Genomic DNA, 15,058 nt, shown 5'->3' with positions numbered 1-15,058 from the left:
TCAGTATTGCTGTTCGACCAGGGCGCGCGCGTCGGCCACGTGGCCGCGATACGCTTCGAAGATGTTGCGCAGCGCGTCGTCGAAGGTCGACTGCGGCGCCCAGCCGAGCTCCTGCATGGTGTTGTCGATCTTCGGCACGCGGTTCTGCACGTCCTGGTAGCCGTTGCCGTAGTAGGCGCCGGAGGTCGTCTCGACCAGTTGCACCTGCTTGGCCGAGGCCGCGTACTCGGGGAATTCGGCGGCCAGCTCGAGCATCTTGTTGGCCAGCTCGCGTACCGAGTAGTTGTTGTGCGGGTTGCCGATGTTGTAGATCTTGCCCGAGGCGATGCCGTCCGGGTTCTCGATGATCTTCATCAGCGCGCTGATGCCGTCGTCGACATACGTGAAGGCGCGCTTCTGCGAGCCGCCGTCCACCAGGCTGATGTTCTCGCCGCGCACGATGTGGCCGAGGAACTGCGTGACCACGCGCGAGCTGCCTTCCTTGGGCGTGTAGATCGAGTCCAGGCCCGGGCCGATCCAGTTGAACGGACGGAACAGCGTGAAGTTCAGGCCTTCCATGCCGTAGCCCCAGATCACGCGGTCCATCAGCTGCTTGGAGCAGGCGTAGATCCAGCGCGGCTTGTTGATCGGGCCGTAGGTCAGCGCCGAGGCGTCCGGGTCGAACTGCTCGTCCGAGCACATGCCGTAGACCTCGGAGGTCGACGGAAACACCAGGTGCTTGCGGTACTTGACGGCCGAACGCACGATCGGCAGGTTCGCCTCGAAGTCGAGCTCGAACACGCGCAGCGGCTGCTGCACGTAGGTGGCGGGCGTGGCGATCGCCACCAGCGGCAGGATCACGTCGCACTTCTTGACGTGGTATTCCACCCACTCCTTGTTGATCGTGATGTCGCCTTCGAAGAAGTGCATCCGCTCGTGGTTGACGAGATCGCCAAGCCGATCGGTCTGCATGTCCATCCCGAACACTTCCCAATCGGTGGTTTCAAGAATGCGCTTCGACAGGTGATGGCCGATGAAGCCGTTCACACCGAGGATCAGGACTTTTTTTGCTTTCATGACTGACGGGAAGAATCAATGAACTGCGCGAATTGAGCGGGAGACAGGACCGTCTCGTGGTCCGGACGGCCAGGATGCTGCTCGCGCAGCTCGAGGATGGAGACGGCGCGGCTGTCGCCGCAGACGCCGAATAGCGCATTATCGCTTACGTGCAGCCCCGGCGGCAAATCCCGCGCGGCTTGCGCGGCGGGCGAGCCGGGCGCGGCCAGGCGCGCGCGGGCCACCACGAAGCGGCGGCCGTGCAGCTCGGTGAAGGCGCCCGGATAAGGGGGCGCGACCGCCCGGATCAGGTTGTAGACCTCGGCGGCCGGCTTCGACCAGTCGAGGCGGCCGTCCTCGGGCTTGCGCCCGCCGAAGTAGCTGCCCTGCGAGAGATCGTTCGGCAGATGCGGGGCCTCGCCGGCCAGCAGCGCCGGCAGCACGCGCCAGAGCGTCTGCTCGGCGGCCACGGTGACCTTGTCGAACACCTGGGCGGCGGTGTCGTCGGGCAGGATCGGCACCGCGGTCTGGCCGAGGATGGCGCCCGCGTCGGGCTTGGCGGCCATCTCGTGCAGGGTCGCGCCGGTTTCGGTCTCGCCGCGCAGCACCGCCCAGTTGGTCGGCACGCGGCCGCGGTACTTCGGCAGCAGCGAGCCGTGCATGTTGTAGGCGCCGCGCGCGGCCAGCGCGAGCAGCGCGACCGGCAGCATGTGCCGGTAGTAGAACGAAAAGATGAAATCCGGTTGCGCGGCGGCCACCGCCTCGCGCAGTTCCGCGCCGGCTGGGTCGGCCGGCGTGATCACCGCGATGCCGTGCTCGCGCGCCACCGAGGCGACGCTGCCGAACCAGATGTTCTCGCTCGGGCTGTCCTCGTGGGTGACCACCAGGGCGACCTCGACGCCGCGCGCGAGCAGCACCTGCAGGCAGCGCACGCCGACGTTGTGATAGGCGAAGACGACCGCGCGCGGCTTCATCGCGCGGCCTCGCCGGCGGTGCCCGGCAGCGGCAGGTGGGCGCGCTCGGCGCGCTCCTCGAGCACGGTCTGGATCAGGTAGCGCGGCCGCGCGCGCACCTGCTGGTAGATCCGGCCGATGTACTCGCCGAGCAGGCCCAGCGCGAAGATGATCACGCCGAGCAGGAAGAAGGTGATGGCGAACAGCGTGAACACGCCCTGGACTTCCGCGCCGACGATGAAGCGGCGGATCAGCAGCAGCAGGAACAGCGCGGCCGAGCCGATCGAGAGGATCACGCCGACGAAGGACAGCCATTGCAGCGGCACCACCGAGAAGCCGGTGACCAGGTCGAAGTTCAGGCGGATCAGGCTGTACAGCGAGTACTTCGATTCGCCCGCGAAGCGCTCCTCGTGCGCGACGTCGATCTCGGTCGGGTTCTGCGCGAAGGTGTAGGCCAGCGCCGGGATGAAGGTGTTGACCTCGCCGCAGCGGTTGATGGTGTCGATGATCTGGCGGTTGTAGGCGCGCAGCATGCAGCCCTGGTCGGTCATCTTGATGCGCGTGATGCGCTCGCGCAGCCGGTTCATCGCGGCCGAGGCCTTGCGGCGGAACAGGCTGTCCTGGCGCTGCATGCGGATCGTGCCGACGTAGTCGTAGCCGTCGCGCATCTTGTGCACCAGCTTGCCGATCTCCTCGGGCGGGTTCTGCAGGTCGGCGTCGAGCGTGATCACGATCTGGCCGCGCGACTGCTCGAAGCCGGCGAGGATCGCCATGTGCTGACCATAGTTGCCGTTGAGCAGGACCACGCGCGTGGTGTCGGGGCGCTTGCGGAACTGCTCGGCGAGCAGGGCTGCCGAGCGGTCGCGGCTGCCGTCGTTGATGAAGATCACTTCGTACGTCGCATCGAGCGCGTCGAGCGCGGGATACAGTCGGGCGAAGAGCGCGGCGAGCCCGTCTTCCTCGTTGTACACGGGGATGACGATCGAGACTTCCGGGTTCGTGGCGCGTGTTTCAGGGTGAGTCATTTCCGCTTATTTTCCGTATCGTTCGCAAATCTGGTTGATCGCCTCGACCACGCGCCCGACGTCCGCCTCGCTCATCTGCGTAAACAGCGGCAGGGTGACGGTCGACGCGCCGAAGCGCTCGGCGTGCGGGAACATGCCTTCGTGGAAGCCGCGCGCGCGATAGAGCGTGAACAGGTGGATCGCCGGGTAGTGCACGCCCGAGCCGATGCCGGCTTCCTTCAGTTGCGCCATGAATTCGCCGCGCGTGAGCGAGAGCCGCTCCAGCGGCAGCGTGATCTGGAACATGTGCCAGTTGCCGTGCTCGAAATCGGCGAGCGGCAGGCCCACGCCCAGCGCCACCGCCGGGCTCGCCTCGAAGGCGGCGAAATAGGCGCGCGCCAGGCGCCGGCGCTGCTCGGTGAAACGCTCGATCTGCGCGAGCTGGCCGAGGCCGACGCGGGCCGCGACATCGGTCAGATTGTACTTGCCGCCCAGCACGTCGCAGTCCATGCCGTCCAGGCCGGTGCGCGTCACGCCCTGCAGGCGGTACTTCTGGGCCAGGATCGCCTCGTCCTCGTTGTTGAGCACCAGCGCGCCGCCCTCGATCGAGGTGACGTTCTTGTTCGGGTGGAAGCTGAACGAGACGATGTCGCCGAACGCGCCGATGCGCTTGCCCTTCCAGGTCGAGCCGAGCGCCTGCGCGGCGTCCTCGATCACGCGCAGCTTGTGTTCGCGCGCGATCGCGTAGAGCCGGTCCATGTCGACCGGCAGCCCGGCCAGATAGACGGGGATCACGGCTTTGGTGCGCGGCGTGATGGCGCGCTCGAGCGCGTCCAGGTCGAGGTTGCGGGAGGCCGGGTCGATGTCGACGAACACCGGCGTGGCGCCCACCTCGAGGATCACGTTGGCGGTGGCGACCCAGCTCGCCGGGGTGGTGATCACCTCGTCGCCGGCGCCGACGCCGGCGATGCGCAGGCCGATCTCGAGCGTCGCGGTGCCCGAGTTGAAGCTGCGCACCGGGCGTGCGCCGCAATACTCGGACAGGGCGGCCTCGAAGCGCTGGTTCTGCGGGCCGGTGGTGATCCAGCCGGAACGGAGCACCTCGGTCACGCCCTGGATGGTTTCCTCGTCGATTTCCGGTCGGGTGAGCGGCAAGAACGGCACGGATGTCTGGCTCATGGCGGCGATGGTCTTTAAATGGGGTTGGATCGTATGCGATCCGGCATGCGCATTAAACACTGGTTCGCGAGATTACAACGTCTCTTTTTGTGGGGGGAAGAGGGGGAAGCCGCGATGCCGCGGCTTCGTGCCGTCGCTGGGTCCCTTCCTCGTTCCTTGCGCTCCCCGGCGCTCAGCTGCGCGCGAGCACCAGCACGCCGATCAGGATGATGCCGATGCCGATCAGGCGCTGCATCGACAGCACCTCGCCGAACAGGTACCAGGCGGCGAAGGCGTTGACCACGTAGCCGAGCGAGAGCATCGGGTAGGCGATCGAGACGTCCACGCGCGACAGGCCGACGATCCAGACCACCACGCTCAGCACGTAGCAGCCCAGCCCGCCGATGATCGGCAACTGGGTGGCGATCTTGAAACCGACCGGGATGATGTTGGCGCGCGAGAATTCGAAATGGCCGACGGCATTGACGCCGGCCTTCAGCAGCAGTTGCGCGCAGGCGTTGAGCAGCACGCCGGTGACGATGCAGACAAGCGAGACGGGATTCATCGGTGCGGCTTTCCTCAGGATTGGGGCTTCTCGACGACCACTCGGCGGTTGTCGCGCGCGATCAGCTTCATCGGCAGGCCGGCCTTGAGCAGCGCCTCGTAGCGCTCGGGGCGCATCACCGCGATCGCGGCGGGCTCGGCGCGCCAGCGGCGCTCCCATTCCTCGATGGTCGGCACCCATTTCTGCGGCTCGCGCGAGATGCCGAACGTGAGTTCGTCCTGGTAGGCCACCAGGGTGGTGGTATGGCCGACGTAGAAGGGCAGCGTGTGATCGAGCATCTCGACCGCGTAGAACGGCGTGTCGGGCGGCAGCCTGGCGAATTCTGCGCGGATCGCCGGCGCCAGCAGCGCGCCCGAGCTGTAGCGGCCGAAGGCGTCGTGGCCGGTGCCGCCGATGGTGCCGAGCAGCAGCCAGGCGAGGCCGAACACGAAGGCGGTGGCGGCGATGCCGGCCTTGCCGCGGCGGTTGACCCACAGCGCCACCAGGGTCAGCACGAAGGCGACTGCCAGCGCCGCCCACACCCAATGCTGGAATTCCACGTACTGCGAATTCGGGGTGCGTTCGTCGCCGAGCTGGCCGAGCACCGCGCAGCCGGCGGCCGCCGCGACCAGGAACAGGAGGTAGCCGATCAGGTGCAGGCGGTAGCGCTCGCGCGCCACCAGCGGCAGGTAGGCGCCCATCACCAGGGCCAGCGAGGGCGCGATCGGCAGCACGTAGGACACCAGCTTCGAGTGCGAGGCACTGAAGAACAGGAAGATGAAGCCGCTCCAGACCAGCAGCACCATCATCGGCGCGAAGCCGTTGGGCTGGCGCGGCATGCGCCAGGCATGGCGCAGGCTCTGCACGGCGATCGACAGCCAGGGCAGGAAGCCCACCAGCAGCACCGCCACGAAGTAGTAGACGGGGCCCGGGCGGTTCTGCTCGGGCGTCAGGTAGCGGCGGAACTGCTGGACCACGAAGAAGAAGTCGAAGAACTCGGGATTGCGCTGCTGCACCAGCACGAACCAGGGCGTGGCGATCGCGAAGAAGATCACCACGCCGCTGACCAGGTGCAGGCGCTTCCACAGCGCCCAGTCGCGCGCGATCAGCGTGTAGAGCACCAGCACCGCGCCGGGCAGGATCACGCCGATCAGGCCCTTGGAGAGCACCGCGAGCGCCATCGAGGCCCAGCACAGCCACATCCAGCCGCGCGTCGCGCCGGTGGCGAGGCCCGGGCGCTGGGCCAGCAGCAGCGCGCAGAGCGTGACCGCCATCCAGAACGACAGGCCCATGTCGAGCGTGTTGAAGTGGCCCATCAGGTTCCAGTACGGCGAGGCGGCCAGCACCACCGCGGCGCACAGGCCCGCCACCGGGTTGAACACGCGCGCGCCGGTGTAGCCCACCAGCAGGATCCCGCCGAAGCTGACCAGCGCCGTGTAGAGCCGCGCCTGCCAGGCGCCGATGCCGAACCAGGCGAAGCTCAGGGCATTGAGCCAGGTCTGCAGCGGCGGCTTTTCGAAATACTTGTAGCCGTTGTAGCGCGGCGTGATCCAGTCGCCGGTCACGAACATCTCGCGCGCCATCTCGGCGTAGCGGCCTTCGTCGCTGGGGATCAGGTGGCGCAGCCCGAGCGGGCCGAACCAGATCAGCGCGAGGCCCAGCAGGATCAGTAGGAGTACGGCACGGTTGAGCGGCAGCCTCGATGGCGTATCGGTCATGGAGTCGGTCAGCCTGTCAGACGAACGGAAAACGGAATTCGGAATCGGAAAAGCGGCATGCCGCGGGCGCGGCGCCGCCGGCTTTGTAACGCATCGCGCCTTAACGTTCAATTAAAGGCGCTTCGATCCCTCGATGTCGATTCGGATGATGGGAGGGATCGGAGGGATGATGGAGCCAGGCCGGGATACTGGGACGAGCGGCGAGCCTCAGGCGGCCGGACGTTCGATCAGCAGCGCCGCGGCCACCTTGCGGCCTTCGCCCATCAGGATGTTGTAGGTCCGGCAGGCGGCCTGGAAGTCCATGGTCTCGACGCCGATCCGGCGCGCGGCCAGTGCGGCGGTCAGCCGCGGATGCGGGAAGCGCAGGCGCGCGCCGCTGCCGAAGATCACGACTTCCGGGGACGGATCGAGCAACAGCTCGAAATGGCGGGCTTCCAGCGCCTCGAAGGCGTCGACCGGCCAGGCCATCACGGGCGCGGCCGGCAGCACGATCACGCTGTGCTCGTGGCGTGCCAGGTTGATGTCGACGTAGTCGGGGCCGTAGCCGGTGACGGTATTGAGCGCCTCGCTCGGGTCCTGATGCAGTTTCAAATCGTTGTCCGCGGTATCGGTTGGGCCGGTTGCACCGTTTTGGCCCGCGCCCGGTCGGAGCGGGCCCGGCCGGCGCGCCGGCCGCCAGGGGCTCGGGTGGGCGCGCCGCCGGCCGCGCGCGGTGCCGGTGGGCGCCGCCCCGGCCGGCGAGCCGGAATGGTGCATTGCGAAAGCGGGTTAAAATCCGCTAAATTATAACTTTTAAGTCGCCCCCGGGCGGCATTTGCGTCGCGCGTCGCCACAAGCCGCGTCCGGCCGCGCTCCCCGACCGCTTTCCTAGACAGCGCGCATCCACCCGCCGCTTTCCAGTTTCGCCCCCCTTTTCTTGCCCCGCAGGCCTTGCCCAGGAACGTGCCCGCCGTGAAACCGATTCAGAAATCCAACAAGCTGCTCAACGTCTGCTACGACATTCGCGGCCCGGTGCTCGAGCACGCCAAGCGCCTCGAGGAGGAAGGGCACAAGATCATCAAGCTGAACATCGGCAACCTGGCGCCCTTCGGTTTCGAGGCGCCCGACGAGATCATCCAGGACATGATCCGCAACCTGCCGGCTTCGTCGGGTTATTCGGATTCGAAGGGGGTGTTCTCGGCGCGCAAGGCCGTGATGCACTACACCCAGGAAAAGGGCGTGAAGGGTGTCGGCCTGGACGACATCTACATCGGCAACGGCGCCTCGGAGCTGATCGTGATGGCCACCCAGGCGCTGCTCAACAACGGCGACGAGGTACTGCTGCCGGCGCCGGACTACCCGCTCTGGACCGCTGCCGTGAGCCTGTCGGGCGGCACGCCGGTGCACTACATGTGCGACGAGCAGAACGGCTGGATGCCCGACACCGACGACATCCGCCGCAAGATCACGCCGAACACCAAGGCGCTGGTGGTGATCAACCCGAACAACCCCACCGGCGCGCTGTATTCCGACGACCTGCTGCGCGAGCTGATCGCGATCGCGCGCGAGCACGGCCTGCTGATCTTCGCCGACGAGGTCTACGACAAGATCCTCTACGACGGCAAGACCCACACGGCGCTGGCCTCGCTCACCGAGGACGTGATCACGGTCACCTTCAACAGCCTGTCCAAGAGCTACCGCTCCTGCGGCTACCGCGCCGGCTGGATGTCCGTGGCCGGCCTGAACGGCGAGAACCGCGCGCGCGCCAAGGACTACCTGGAAGGGCTCGGGATCCTCTCGTCGATGCGGCTGTGCGCCAACGTGCCGGGCCAGTTCGCGATCCAGACCGCGCTGGGCGGCTACCAGAGCATCAACGAACTGCTGGTGCCGAGCGGGCGCCTGTACCGCCAGCGCGAGCTCGCCTACGACATGCTGACCTCGATCCCGGGCGTGAGCTGCGTGAAGCCCGACGCGGCGCTCTACATGTTCCCGCGCCTGGACCCGAAGCTCTACCCGATCCGGAACGACCAGGAATTCATTCTCGACCTGCTGCTCAAGGAGCGCGTGCTGCTGGTGCAGGGCACCGGCTTCAACTGGCCCACCCCGGATCACTTCCGCGTGGTGTTCCTGCCGAACATCGACGATCTGACCGACTCGATCAATCGCATCGCGCGATTCCTCGACGGCTATCGCAAACGTCACGCGGCCTGAGCGGCCGCATCCGTCCTTCAACTTCAAAACGCAACCACACGCAGCATGGAACCGATCAAAGTCGCCCTGTTGGGCTTCGGCACCGTCGGCAGCGGCACCTTCGAGGTGCTGCGCCGCAATCAGGAAGAAATCAAGCGGCGCGCCGGCCGGGGCATCGAGATCACGCGCATCGCGCTGCGCAACCCGGCCAAGGCGCAGGCCGCGCTGGGCGGCGCGAGCGTCGATCTGAGCACCGATTTCCAGGCGGTGGTCGACGATCCCTCGATCTCGATCGTCGCCGAGATGATCGGCGGCACCGGCATCGCCCGCGAGCTGGTGCTGCGCGCGATCGCCAACGGCAAGCACGTGGTGACCGCCAACAAGGCCCTGCTCGCCGTGCACGGCAGCGAGATCTTCGCGGCCGCGCGCGAGAAGGGCGTGATGGTCGCGTTCGAGGCCGCCGTGGCCGGCGGCATCCCGATCATCAAGGCGCTGCGCGAGGGCCTGACCGCCAACCGCATCCAGTACATCGCCGGCATCATCAACGGCACCACCAACTACATCCTGTCGGAGATGCGCGACCGTGGCCTGGACTTCGCCACCGCGCTGAAGGCCGCCCAGGAGCTCGGCTACGCCGAGGCCGACCCGACCTTCGACATCGAGGGCGTGGATGCCGCGCACAAGGCCACCATCATGAGCGCGATCGCGTTCGGCGTGCCGGTGCAGTTCGAGCGCGCCTACGTCGAGGGCATCAGCAAGCTGGCCGCCACCGACATCCGCTACGCCGAGGAACTCGGCTACCGCATCAAGCTGCTGGGCATCGCGCGCCGCACCGAGGCGGGCATCGAGCTGCGCGTGCATCCCACCCTGATCCCCGAGAAACGCCTGCTGGCCAATGTCGAGGGCGCGATGAACGCGGTGGTGGTGCACGGTGACGCGGTCGGCACCACGCTCTACTACGGCAAGGGCGCCGGTGCCGAGCCGACCGCCTCGGCCGTGGTGGCCGACCTGGTCGACGTCACGCGCCTGCACACGGCCGACCCGGAACATCGCGTGCCGCATCTCGCGTTCCAGCCGGAAAGCCTGTCGAACACGCCGATCCTGCCGATCGAGGCGGTCACCAGCGGCTACTACCTGCGCCTGCGGGTGGCCGACGAAACCGGCGTGCTGGCCGACATCACGCGCATCCTGGCCGAATCGGGCATCTCGATCGACGCGCTGCTGCAGAAGGAATCGGACCAGGTCGACGGCGGCAGCGACGAAACCGACATCATCCTGATCACGCACGTGACGGTGGAGCGCAACGTGAACGCGGCGATCGCGAGCATCGAGGCGTTGCCGACGATCCGTTCCAAGGTCACGAAGCTGCGCATGGAAGCGCTCAACTGAGGACGACATGAATTACATTTCGACGCGCGGTGCCGGCATCGGCGAGCGCCATACGTTTTCGGACATCCTGCTGGGCGGCCTGGCCAAGGACGGCGGGCTCTACCTGCCGGCCGAATACCCGCGCGTGAGCGCCGGGGAACTGGCGCGCTGGCGCGAGCTGCCTTACGCGGAGCTGGCCTTCGAGGTGCTCTCCAAGTTCAGCGACGACATCCCGGCCGAGGACCTGCGCGAACTCACGCGCCGCACCTATCGCGCCGAGGTCTACGCCAACACGCGCCATGGCGAGAACGCCGCCGACATCACGCCGATCAAGACGCTCGGCAGCGAGGGCGGCACCACGCTGGCGCTGCTGGAACTGTCGAACGGCCCGACCCTCGCGTTCAAGGACATGGCCATGCAACTGCTCGGCAACCTGTTCGAGTACACGCTGGCCAAGCACGGCGAGACCCTCAACATCCTCGGCGCGACCTCGGGCGACACCGGCAGCGCCGCGGAATACGCGATGCGCGGCAAGGCCGGCGTGCGCGTGTTCATGCTCTCGCCGCACCGGAAGATGAGCGCGTTCCAGTCGGCGCAGATGTACAGCCTGCAGGATCCGAACATCTTCAACCTGGCCGTGGAAGGCGTGTTCGACGACGCCCAGGACATCGTCAAGGCGGTCTCGAACGACCACGCCTACAAGGCGCGCCACAAGATCGGCACGGTCAACTCGATCAACTGGGCACGGGTGGTCGCGCAGGTCGTCTACTACTTCAAGGGCTACTTCGCCGCGACCCGCAGCAACGACGAGCGCGTCTCGTTCACGGTGCCCTCGGGCAACTTCGGCAACGTCTGCGCCGGCCATATCGCGCGCATGATGGGCCTGCCGATCGAGAAGCTGGTGGTGGCCACCAACGAGAACGACGTGCTCGACGAGTTCTTCCGCACCGGCAGCTACCGCGTGCGCGGCGCCGAGCAGACCTATCACACCAGCAGCCCCAGCATGGACATCTCGAAGGCCTCCAACTTCGAGCGCTTCGTGTTCGACCTGCTGGGCCGCGATCCGGCGCGCGTGCTGCAACTGTTCCACGACGTCGAGCACAAGGGCGGCTTCGATCTCGCCGCGAGCGGCGATTTCGCGCGCGTGGCCGAGTTCGGCTTCGTCTCGGGCCGCAGCACGCACGCGGATCGCCTGGCGACGATCCGCGATGTCCATGCGCGCTACGCGACCATGATCGACACGCATACGGCCGACGGCGTGAAGGTGGCGCGCGAGCACCTGCAGCCGGGCGTGCCGATGGTGGTGCTGGAGACCGCCCAGCCGATCAAGTTCGGCGAGACGATCCGCGAGGCGCTGGGCCGCGAGGCCGAGCGTCCCGCCGCGTTCGACGGCATCGAGGCGCTGCCGCAGCGCTTCGAGGTGGTGAAGGCCGATGTGCAGCAGGTGAAGGACTTCATCGCCGCGCATACCGGCGGCTGAGGCGTCGGGCGAGCCACCGGCGGCGGGTGCCGCGGCTCGCGCCGCGCGCCTGGTGTCTCGCCCGTGCGCAGCCGTGGCACGTCACGAGGCCGCGACCGGGCTTGCCCGGCGCGGCCTCGTCGTTTTTGGGCCACCGGACGTGCTGCCGGGCGTTCCGACGGCGCCGGCATGCGCGCCTCGACATGCGCGTCATATCGCACCGTCGCCCGGCTCGCTCGTTACAATGTGGCTTCCGCTCCCCCCACGACCACCCAGATGTCGACTCCCGCTCCCCAGGCCCCCCGTCCCCCCATGCTGTCGACCGCCGACGCGCTCGCCGCGCTGCTCGGCGCGGCGGTGCCGCTGGCCGGCTCCGAAACCGTGCCGACGCTCGACGCGCTCGGCCGCGTGCTGGCCGCCGACGTGGTGTCGCCGCTCGACGTGCCGCCGATGGCGATCAGCGCGATGGACGGCTACGCGGTGCGCGTCGCCGACCTGACGCGCGGCGAGCGCCGCCTGCCGGTTTCGCAGCGGATTCCGGCCGGCCACGCGGCCGAGCCGCTGGCGGCCGGCACCGCGGCGCGCATCTTCACCGGCGCGCCGGTGCCGCTCGGCGCCGACGCGGTGGTGATGCAGGAGCAGGCCGCCGCGGCCGGCGACGAGGTCGATTTCCTGCACACGCCGAAGGCGGGCGAATGGATCACCGCGCAGGGCGCCGATATCCGGCGCGGTGCCGTGATCCTGCCGGCCGGCACGCGGCTCGCGCCGCAGGCGCTGGGACTGGCGGCCTCGGTCGGTTGCGCGAGCCTGGCGGTGCGGCGTCGCCTGAAGGTGGCGGTGTTCTTCACCGGCGACGAGCTGACCATGCCGGGCGAGCCGCTCAAGCCCGGCGCGATCTACAACTCCAACCGCTTCAGCCTGCGCGGCCTGCTGGAGCGCTTCGGCTGCGAGGTCAGCGACTACGGCATCGTGCCCGATTCGCTCGAGGCGACGCGCGCGACCTTGCGCGATGCCGCGCGCGAGCACGACCTGATCGTCACCAGCGGTGGCGTGTCGGTCGGCGAGGAAGATCACGTCAAGCCCGCCGTCGAGGCCGAAGGGCGGCTCGCGCTGTGGCAGATCGCGATGAAGCCGGGCAAGCCGCTCGCCTACGGCGCGGTGCGCCGCGAGGCGGCGGGGGCCGAGGCCGGCGGCGAGGCGCATTTCATCGGCCTGCCCGGCAACCCCGTGTCGAGCTTCGTGACCTTCCTGCTGTTCGTGCGGCCGTTCCTGCTGCGCCTGGCCGGCGCCACCCAGGTGGCGCCGCGCGCGCTGTCGCTGCGCGCCGATTTCACGCAGCGCAGCGGCGATCGCCGCAACGAGTTCCTGCGCGCGCGCATCAACGAGGCGGGCGGGCTCGATCTCTACCCGAACCAGAGCTCGGCCGTGCTGACCTCGACCGTCTGGGCCGACGGCCTGATCGACAATCCACCGAACCACGCGATCAGCGCCGGCGAGACGGTCCGTTTCCTGCCTTTTTCCGAACTGCTCGGCTGAACCCGCCGGGCCTGCGAATCCGATGAAGCGATGAAGATCGAACTGAAATTCTTTGCCAGCGTGCGCGAGGCGCTCGGCGTGGCCGGCGAATCGGTGACGGTGCCCGACGGCATCGCCACGGTGGGCGACGTGCGCGACTGGCTGCGCGCGCGCGGCGGCGCCTGGGCCGAGACGCTGGCCGAGGGCCGCGCGCTGCGCATGGCCTGCAATCACGTGATGACCGACGCGGGCACGCGCATCACGGATGGCTGCGAGGTGGCCTTCTTCCCGCCCGTGACGGGCGGCTGAGGAGGCGCGATGACAAGGCTCAGGGCAAGGGTCCAGACCGGGGATTTCGAGGTCGGCGCGGAATTGGCGGCCTTGCGCGCGCGCAATCCGAAGATCGGCGCGGTGGCCTGCTTCGTCGGCACGGTGCGTGACCTCAACGAGGGCGAGACGGTGGCCGCGATGGAGCTCGAGCACTATCCCGGGATGACCGAGAAGGCGCTCGAGGCGATCGCCGACGAGGCGATCGCGCGCTGGCCGGGCATCGAGGTGGCGATCATCCATCGCGTCGGTCGGTTGCTGCCGCTCGACCAGATCGTGTTCGTCGCGACGGTCGCCGCGCATCGCGGCGACGCCTTCGCCTCCTGCGAATTCGTGATGGACTACCTGAAGACCGAGGCGCCGTTCTGGAAGAAGGAAAGCACGCCGTCGGGCGAGCGCTGGGTCGATGCGCGCAGCAGCGACGACGCGGCGCTGGCGCGCTGGGGCCTGCTCTCCGGCAACCGGCGCGAGCCGGGCTGAGGGCGGCGGCAAGCCGGGCGACGCGACTCGGCTGACTTCATTCGGCTCGGCTCGACGAAGGCCAGCCGGCCCGCTACCATCGCGCCTCGCCCGAACTCCCGCGCAGTGTCTCCCCGATCATGACCGAATCCCCATCCGGCGCCATCCTGCTGGTGCCGCAAGACGGCAGCGCCGGCTTGTCCCCTTCGCAACGCAGCTTCAACGCGCTGACCCGGCAGGTGGCCGCGCGCCGCGAGCGGCTGCGCGCCTGGGAGACGGTCTGGCCGCCGTTCCAGCAGCGCTACGTCGACGAATGGGTGCCGCTCGCGCGCGAACTGAGCGCGCGCGAGACGGAGTTGGTGCGCCAGCTCGATGTCGCCGCCGAGATGAAGGGGCTGAGCCGGGCCGAGCGCGAGCTGGTATCGCAATTGATCGTGCATTTCGCGCGGCCGCTGCTCGGCGCCGACGCGGATCGCGAATTGCGCGCGATCCTCGCCCGCCATGGCGCGGCGGCGATGGGGCAGGCTGCAGGCGATGCCGGCCGTCGTGGCGGCAAGTCGCGCCGGCGCGACGCGGCCGCGGCGGAGGATGCCGCGCCGGGGCATGCCGCGGCCGAGCCGCCCGAGGACGAATCCGAGGAAGCGATGATGCTTCGGATCCAGGCCGAGCTGGACGCGCAGGAGGCGCGCGCCTCGGCCGACGCGCAGGCGCGCCAGGCCCAGCGTGGCGAGCGCCAGCGGGCCTCGAGCTCGAAGCGCAAGGCGGCCGAGGCGGCGCGTGCCGCCGCCGCGCAAGCGCAGCCGGAAAGCCCGGCCGAGGCGGAGGCGGATCGCACGGACACCGAGGCGGTGCCCGAGATGGCGCCGGCGCAGGTCAGCCGCTCGCTGCGCGATCTCTACCGGCGCCTGGCCAGCGCGCTGCACCCCGATCGCGAGCCCGACGCGGACGAACGCGAGCGCAAGACCGCGCTGATGCAGCGGCTCAACCGCGCCTACGACAAGCAGGACCTGCTGCAACTGCTCGAACTGGAGCGCGACCTGGGCGCCGCCGATGCGGACCGGCTTGCCGGTGCCGGCGACGAATTGTTGCGGCATTACAACGGCATTCTGAAAGCCCAGTTGGCCTCGCTCGATCGCGAACTGCATCGCGTCGAGGCGGATTTCCGGCATGGCTACGGGATCGGCGCGAATGCCATGCTGTCGCCCGACACGGCGCTGCGCACGCTCGGCGACGATATCGCCGGCCTGCGTCGCGCGCTGGCCGAGTTGGAGCGCGACTTGCTCGCGCTGCGCGAGATCGGCGCCTTGAAGGACTGGCTGGCCGGCTTCGTCGGCTAGGCTTCGAGGATT

The 15,058-nt window shown here is 68.5% G+C and carries 14 protein-coding genes; 7 read left to right on the top strand and 7 right to left on the bottom strand.

Annotated features, from left to right (window positions below; translation table 11 throughout):
- The 7 genes from FB600_RS12165 to FB600_RS12135 all read right to left on the bottom strand — a co-directional run bounded on the left by FB600_RS12165 (position 1) and on the right by FB600_RS12135 (position 7,003).
- Complete coding sequence (locus tag FB600_RS12165; RefSeq protein WP_145756771.1) at positions 1–1,056, bottom strand: bifunctional UDP-4-keto-pentose/UDP-xylose synthase; 1,056 nt, start codon at positions 1,054–1,056, stop codon at positions 1–3.
- Positions 1,053–2,009, bottom strand: a complete 957-nt coding sequence (locus FB600_RS12160; RefSeq protein ID WP_017920888.1) for a formyltransferase — start codon at positions 2,007–2,009, stop codon at positions 1,053–1,055. The genes FB600_RS12165 and FB600_RS12160 overlap by 4 nt, the downstream gene beginning before the upstream one ends.
- Positions 2,006–3,013 carry a glycosyltransferase gene (locus FB600_RS12155; RefSeq protein ID WP_013698285.1) on the bottom strand — a complete coding sequence of 336 codons (1,008 nt, stop codon included), beginning with the start codon at positions 3,011–3,013 and terminating at the stop codon, positions 2,006–2,008. The genes FB600_RS12160 and FB600_RS12155 overlap by 4 nt, the downstream gene beginning before the upstream one ends.
- A 6-nt stretch (positions 3,014–3,019) precedes the next feature.
- Positions 3,020–4,171, bottom strand: a complete 1,152-nt coding sequence (locus FB600_RS12150; RefSeq protein WP_096748727.1) for a DegT/DnrJ/EryC1/StrS family aminotransferase — start codon at positions 4,169–4,171, stop codon at positions 3,020–3,022.
- Between the two features lie 172 nt (positions 4,172–4,343).
- Positions 4,344–4,715 carry an EamA family transporter gene (locus tag FB600_RS12145; protein ID WP_013698283.1) on the bottom strand — a complete coding sequence of 124 codons (372 nt, stop codon included), beginning with the start codon at positions 4,713–4,715 and terminating at the stop codon, positions 4,344–4,346.
- A gap of 14 nt (positions 4,716–4,729) precedes the next feature.
- Positions 4,730–6,412 (bottom strand): glycosyltransferase family 39 protein, encoded by a 1,683-nt coding sequence (locus tag FB600_RS12140; protein WP_098153942.1) that lies wholly within the window; start codon positions 6,410–6,412, stop codon positions 4,730–4,732.
- 207 nt (positions 6,413–6,619) lie between these two features.
- A complete protein-coding gene (locus tag FB600_RS12135; RefSeq protein ID WP_013698281.1) occupies positions 6,620–7,003 on the bottom strand; it encodes an Mth938-like domain-containing protein in 384 nt (127 codons plus the stop codon).
- Between the two features lie 360 nt (positions 7,004–7,363).
- Between FB600_RS12135 and FB600_RS12130 the strand changes: the two genes are divergently transcribed.
- The 7 genes from FB600_RS12130 to FB600_RS12100 all read left to right on the top strand — a co-directional run bounded on the left by FB600_RS12130 (position 7,364) and on the right by FB600_RS12100 (position 15,046).
- Positions 7,364–8,602 carry a pyridoxal phosphate-dependent aminotransferase gene (locus FB600_RS12130; RefSeq protein ID WP_013698280.1) on the top strand — a complete coding sequence of 413 codons (1,239 nt, stop codon included), beginning with the start codon at positions 7,364–7,366 and terminating at the stop codon, positions 8,600–8,602.
- 45 nt (positions 8,603–8,647) lie between these two features.
- Positions 8,648–9,970 (top strand): homoserine dehydrogenase, encoded by a 1,323-nt coding sequence (locus FB600_RS12125; protein WP_025097634.1) that lies wholly within the window; start codon positions 8,648–8,650, stop codon positions 9,968–9,970.
- A 7-nt stretch (positions 9,971–9,977) separates the two neighbouring features.
- Complete coding sequence (thrC, locus tag FB600_RS12120; protein ID WP_036041078.1) at positions 9,978–11,429, top strand: threonine synthase; 1,452 nt, start codon at positions 9,978–9,980, stop codon at positions 11,427–11,429.
- A gap of 255 nt (positions 11,430–11,684) precedes the next feature.
- Entirely contained in the window at positions 11,685–12,944 is a 1,260-nt protein-coding gene (gene glp / locus FB600_RS12115; RefSeq protein ID WP_145756772.1) for a gephyrin-like molybdotransferase Glp, read from the top strand.
- Positions 12,945–12,974: 30 nt separating this feature from the next.
- Positions 12,975–13,232, top strand: coding sequence for a molybdopterin converting factor subunit 1 (gene moaD / locus FB600_RS12110; protein WP_017921957.1), 258 nt, complete (start codon positions 12,975–12,977; stop codon positions 13,230–13,232).
- A 9-nt stretch (positions 13,233–13,241) separates the two neighbouring features.
- Positions 13,242–13,730, top strand: coding sequence for a molybdopterin synthase catalytic subunit MoaE (gene moaE / locus FB600_RS12105; protein ID WP_096748731.1), 489 nt, complete (start codon positions 13,242–13,244; stop codon positions 13,728–13,730).
- 119 nt (positions 13,731–13,849) lie between these two features.
- Positions 13,850–15,046 (top strand): J domain-containing protein, encoded by a 1,197-nt coding sequence (locus tag FB600_RS12100; RefSeq protein ID WP_145756773.1) that lies wholly within the window; start codon positions 13,850–13,852, stop codon positions 15,044–15,046.
- The last annotated feature ends 12 nt before the right edge of the window (positions 15,047–15,058 follow it).

The sequence above is a fragment of the Burkholderia sp. SJZ089 genome (assembly GCF_007828315.1).
GTDB classification, from domain to species: domain Bacteria; phylum Pseudomonadota; class Gammaproteobacteria; order Burkholderiales; family Burkholderiaceae; genus Burkholderia; species Burkholderia gladioli.
This window is presented reverse-complemented; position numbering and strand designations above follow the sequence as displayed.

Excerpts from the sequence above, each read along its gene's own strand:
- moaD (WP_017921957.1), top strand. The coding sequence starts at position 12,975 with ATGAAGATCGAACTGAAATTCTTTGCCAGCGTGCGCGAGGCGCTCGGC.
- FB600_RS12150 (WP_096748727.1), bottom strand. The coding sequence starts at position 4,171 with ATGAGCCAGACATCCGTGCCGTTCTTGCCGCTCACCCGACCGGAAATC.
- FB600_RS12160 (WP_017920888.1), bottom strand. The coding sequence starts at position 2,009 with ATGAAGCCGCGCGCGGTCGTCTTCGCCTATCACAACGTCGGCGTGCGC.
- FB600_RS12145 (WP_013698283.1), bottom strand. The coding sequence starts at position 4,715 with ATGAATCCCGTCTCGCTTGTCTGCATCGTCACCGGCGTGCTGCTCAAC.
- moaE (WP_096748731.1), top strand. The coding sequence starts at position 13,242 with ATGACAAGGCTCAGGGCAAGGGTCCAGACCGGGGATTTCGAGGTCGGC.
- FB600_RS12165 (WP_145756771.1), bottom strand. The coding sequence starts at position 1,056 with ATGAAAGCAAAAAAAGTCCTGATCCTCGGTGTGAACGGCTTCATCGGC.
- FB600_RS12140 (WP_098153942.1), bottom strand. The coding sequence starts at position 6,412 with ATGACCGATACGCCATCGAGGCTGCCGCTCAACCGTGCCGTACTCCTA.
- FB600_RS12100 (WP_145756773.1), top strand. The coding sequence starts at position 13,850 with ATGACCGAATCCCCATCCGGCGCCATCCTGCTGGTGCCGCAAGACGGC.
- FB600_RS12155 (WP_013698285.1), bottom strand. The coding sequence starts at position 3,013 with ATGACTCACCCTGAAACACGCGCCACGAACCCGGAAGTCTCGATCGTC.
- thrC (WP_036041078.1), top strand. The coding sequence starts at position 9,978 with ATGAATTACATTTCGACGCGCGGTGCCGGCATCGGCGAGCGCCATACG.
- glp (WP_145756772.1), top strand. The coding sequence starts at position 11,685 with ATGTCGACTCCCGCTCCCCAGGCCCCCCGTCCCCCCATGCTGTCGACC.
- FB600_RS12125 (WP_025097634.1), top strand. The coding sequence starts at position 8,648 with ATGGAACCGATCAAAGTCGCCCTGTTGGGCTTCGGCACCGTCGGCAGC.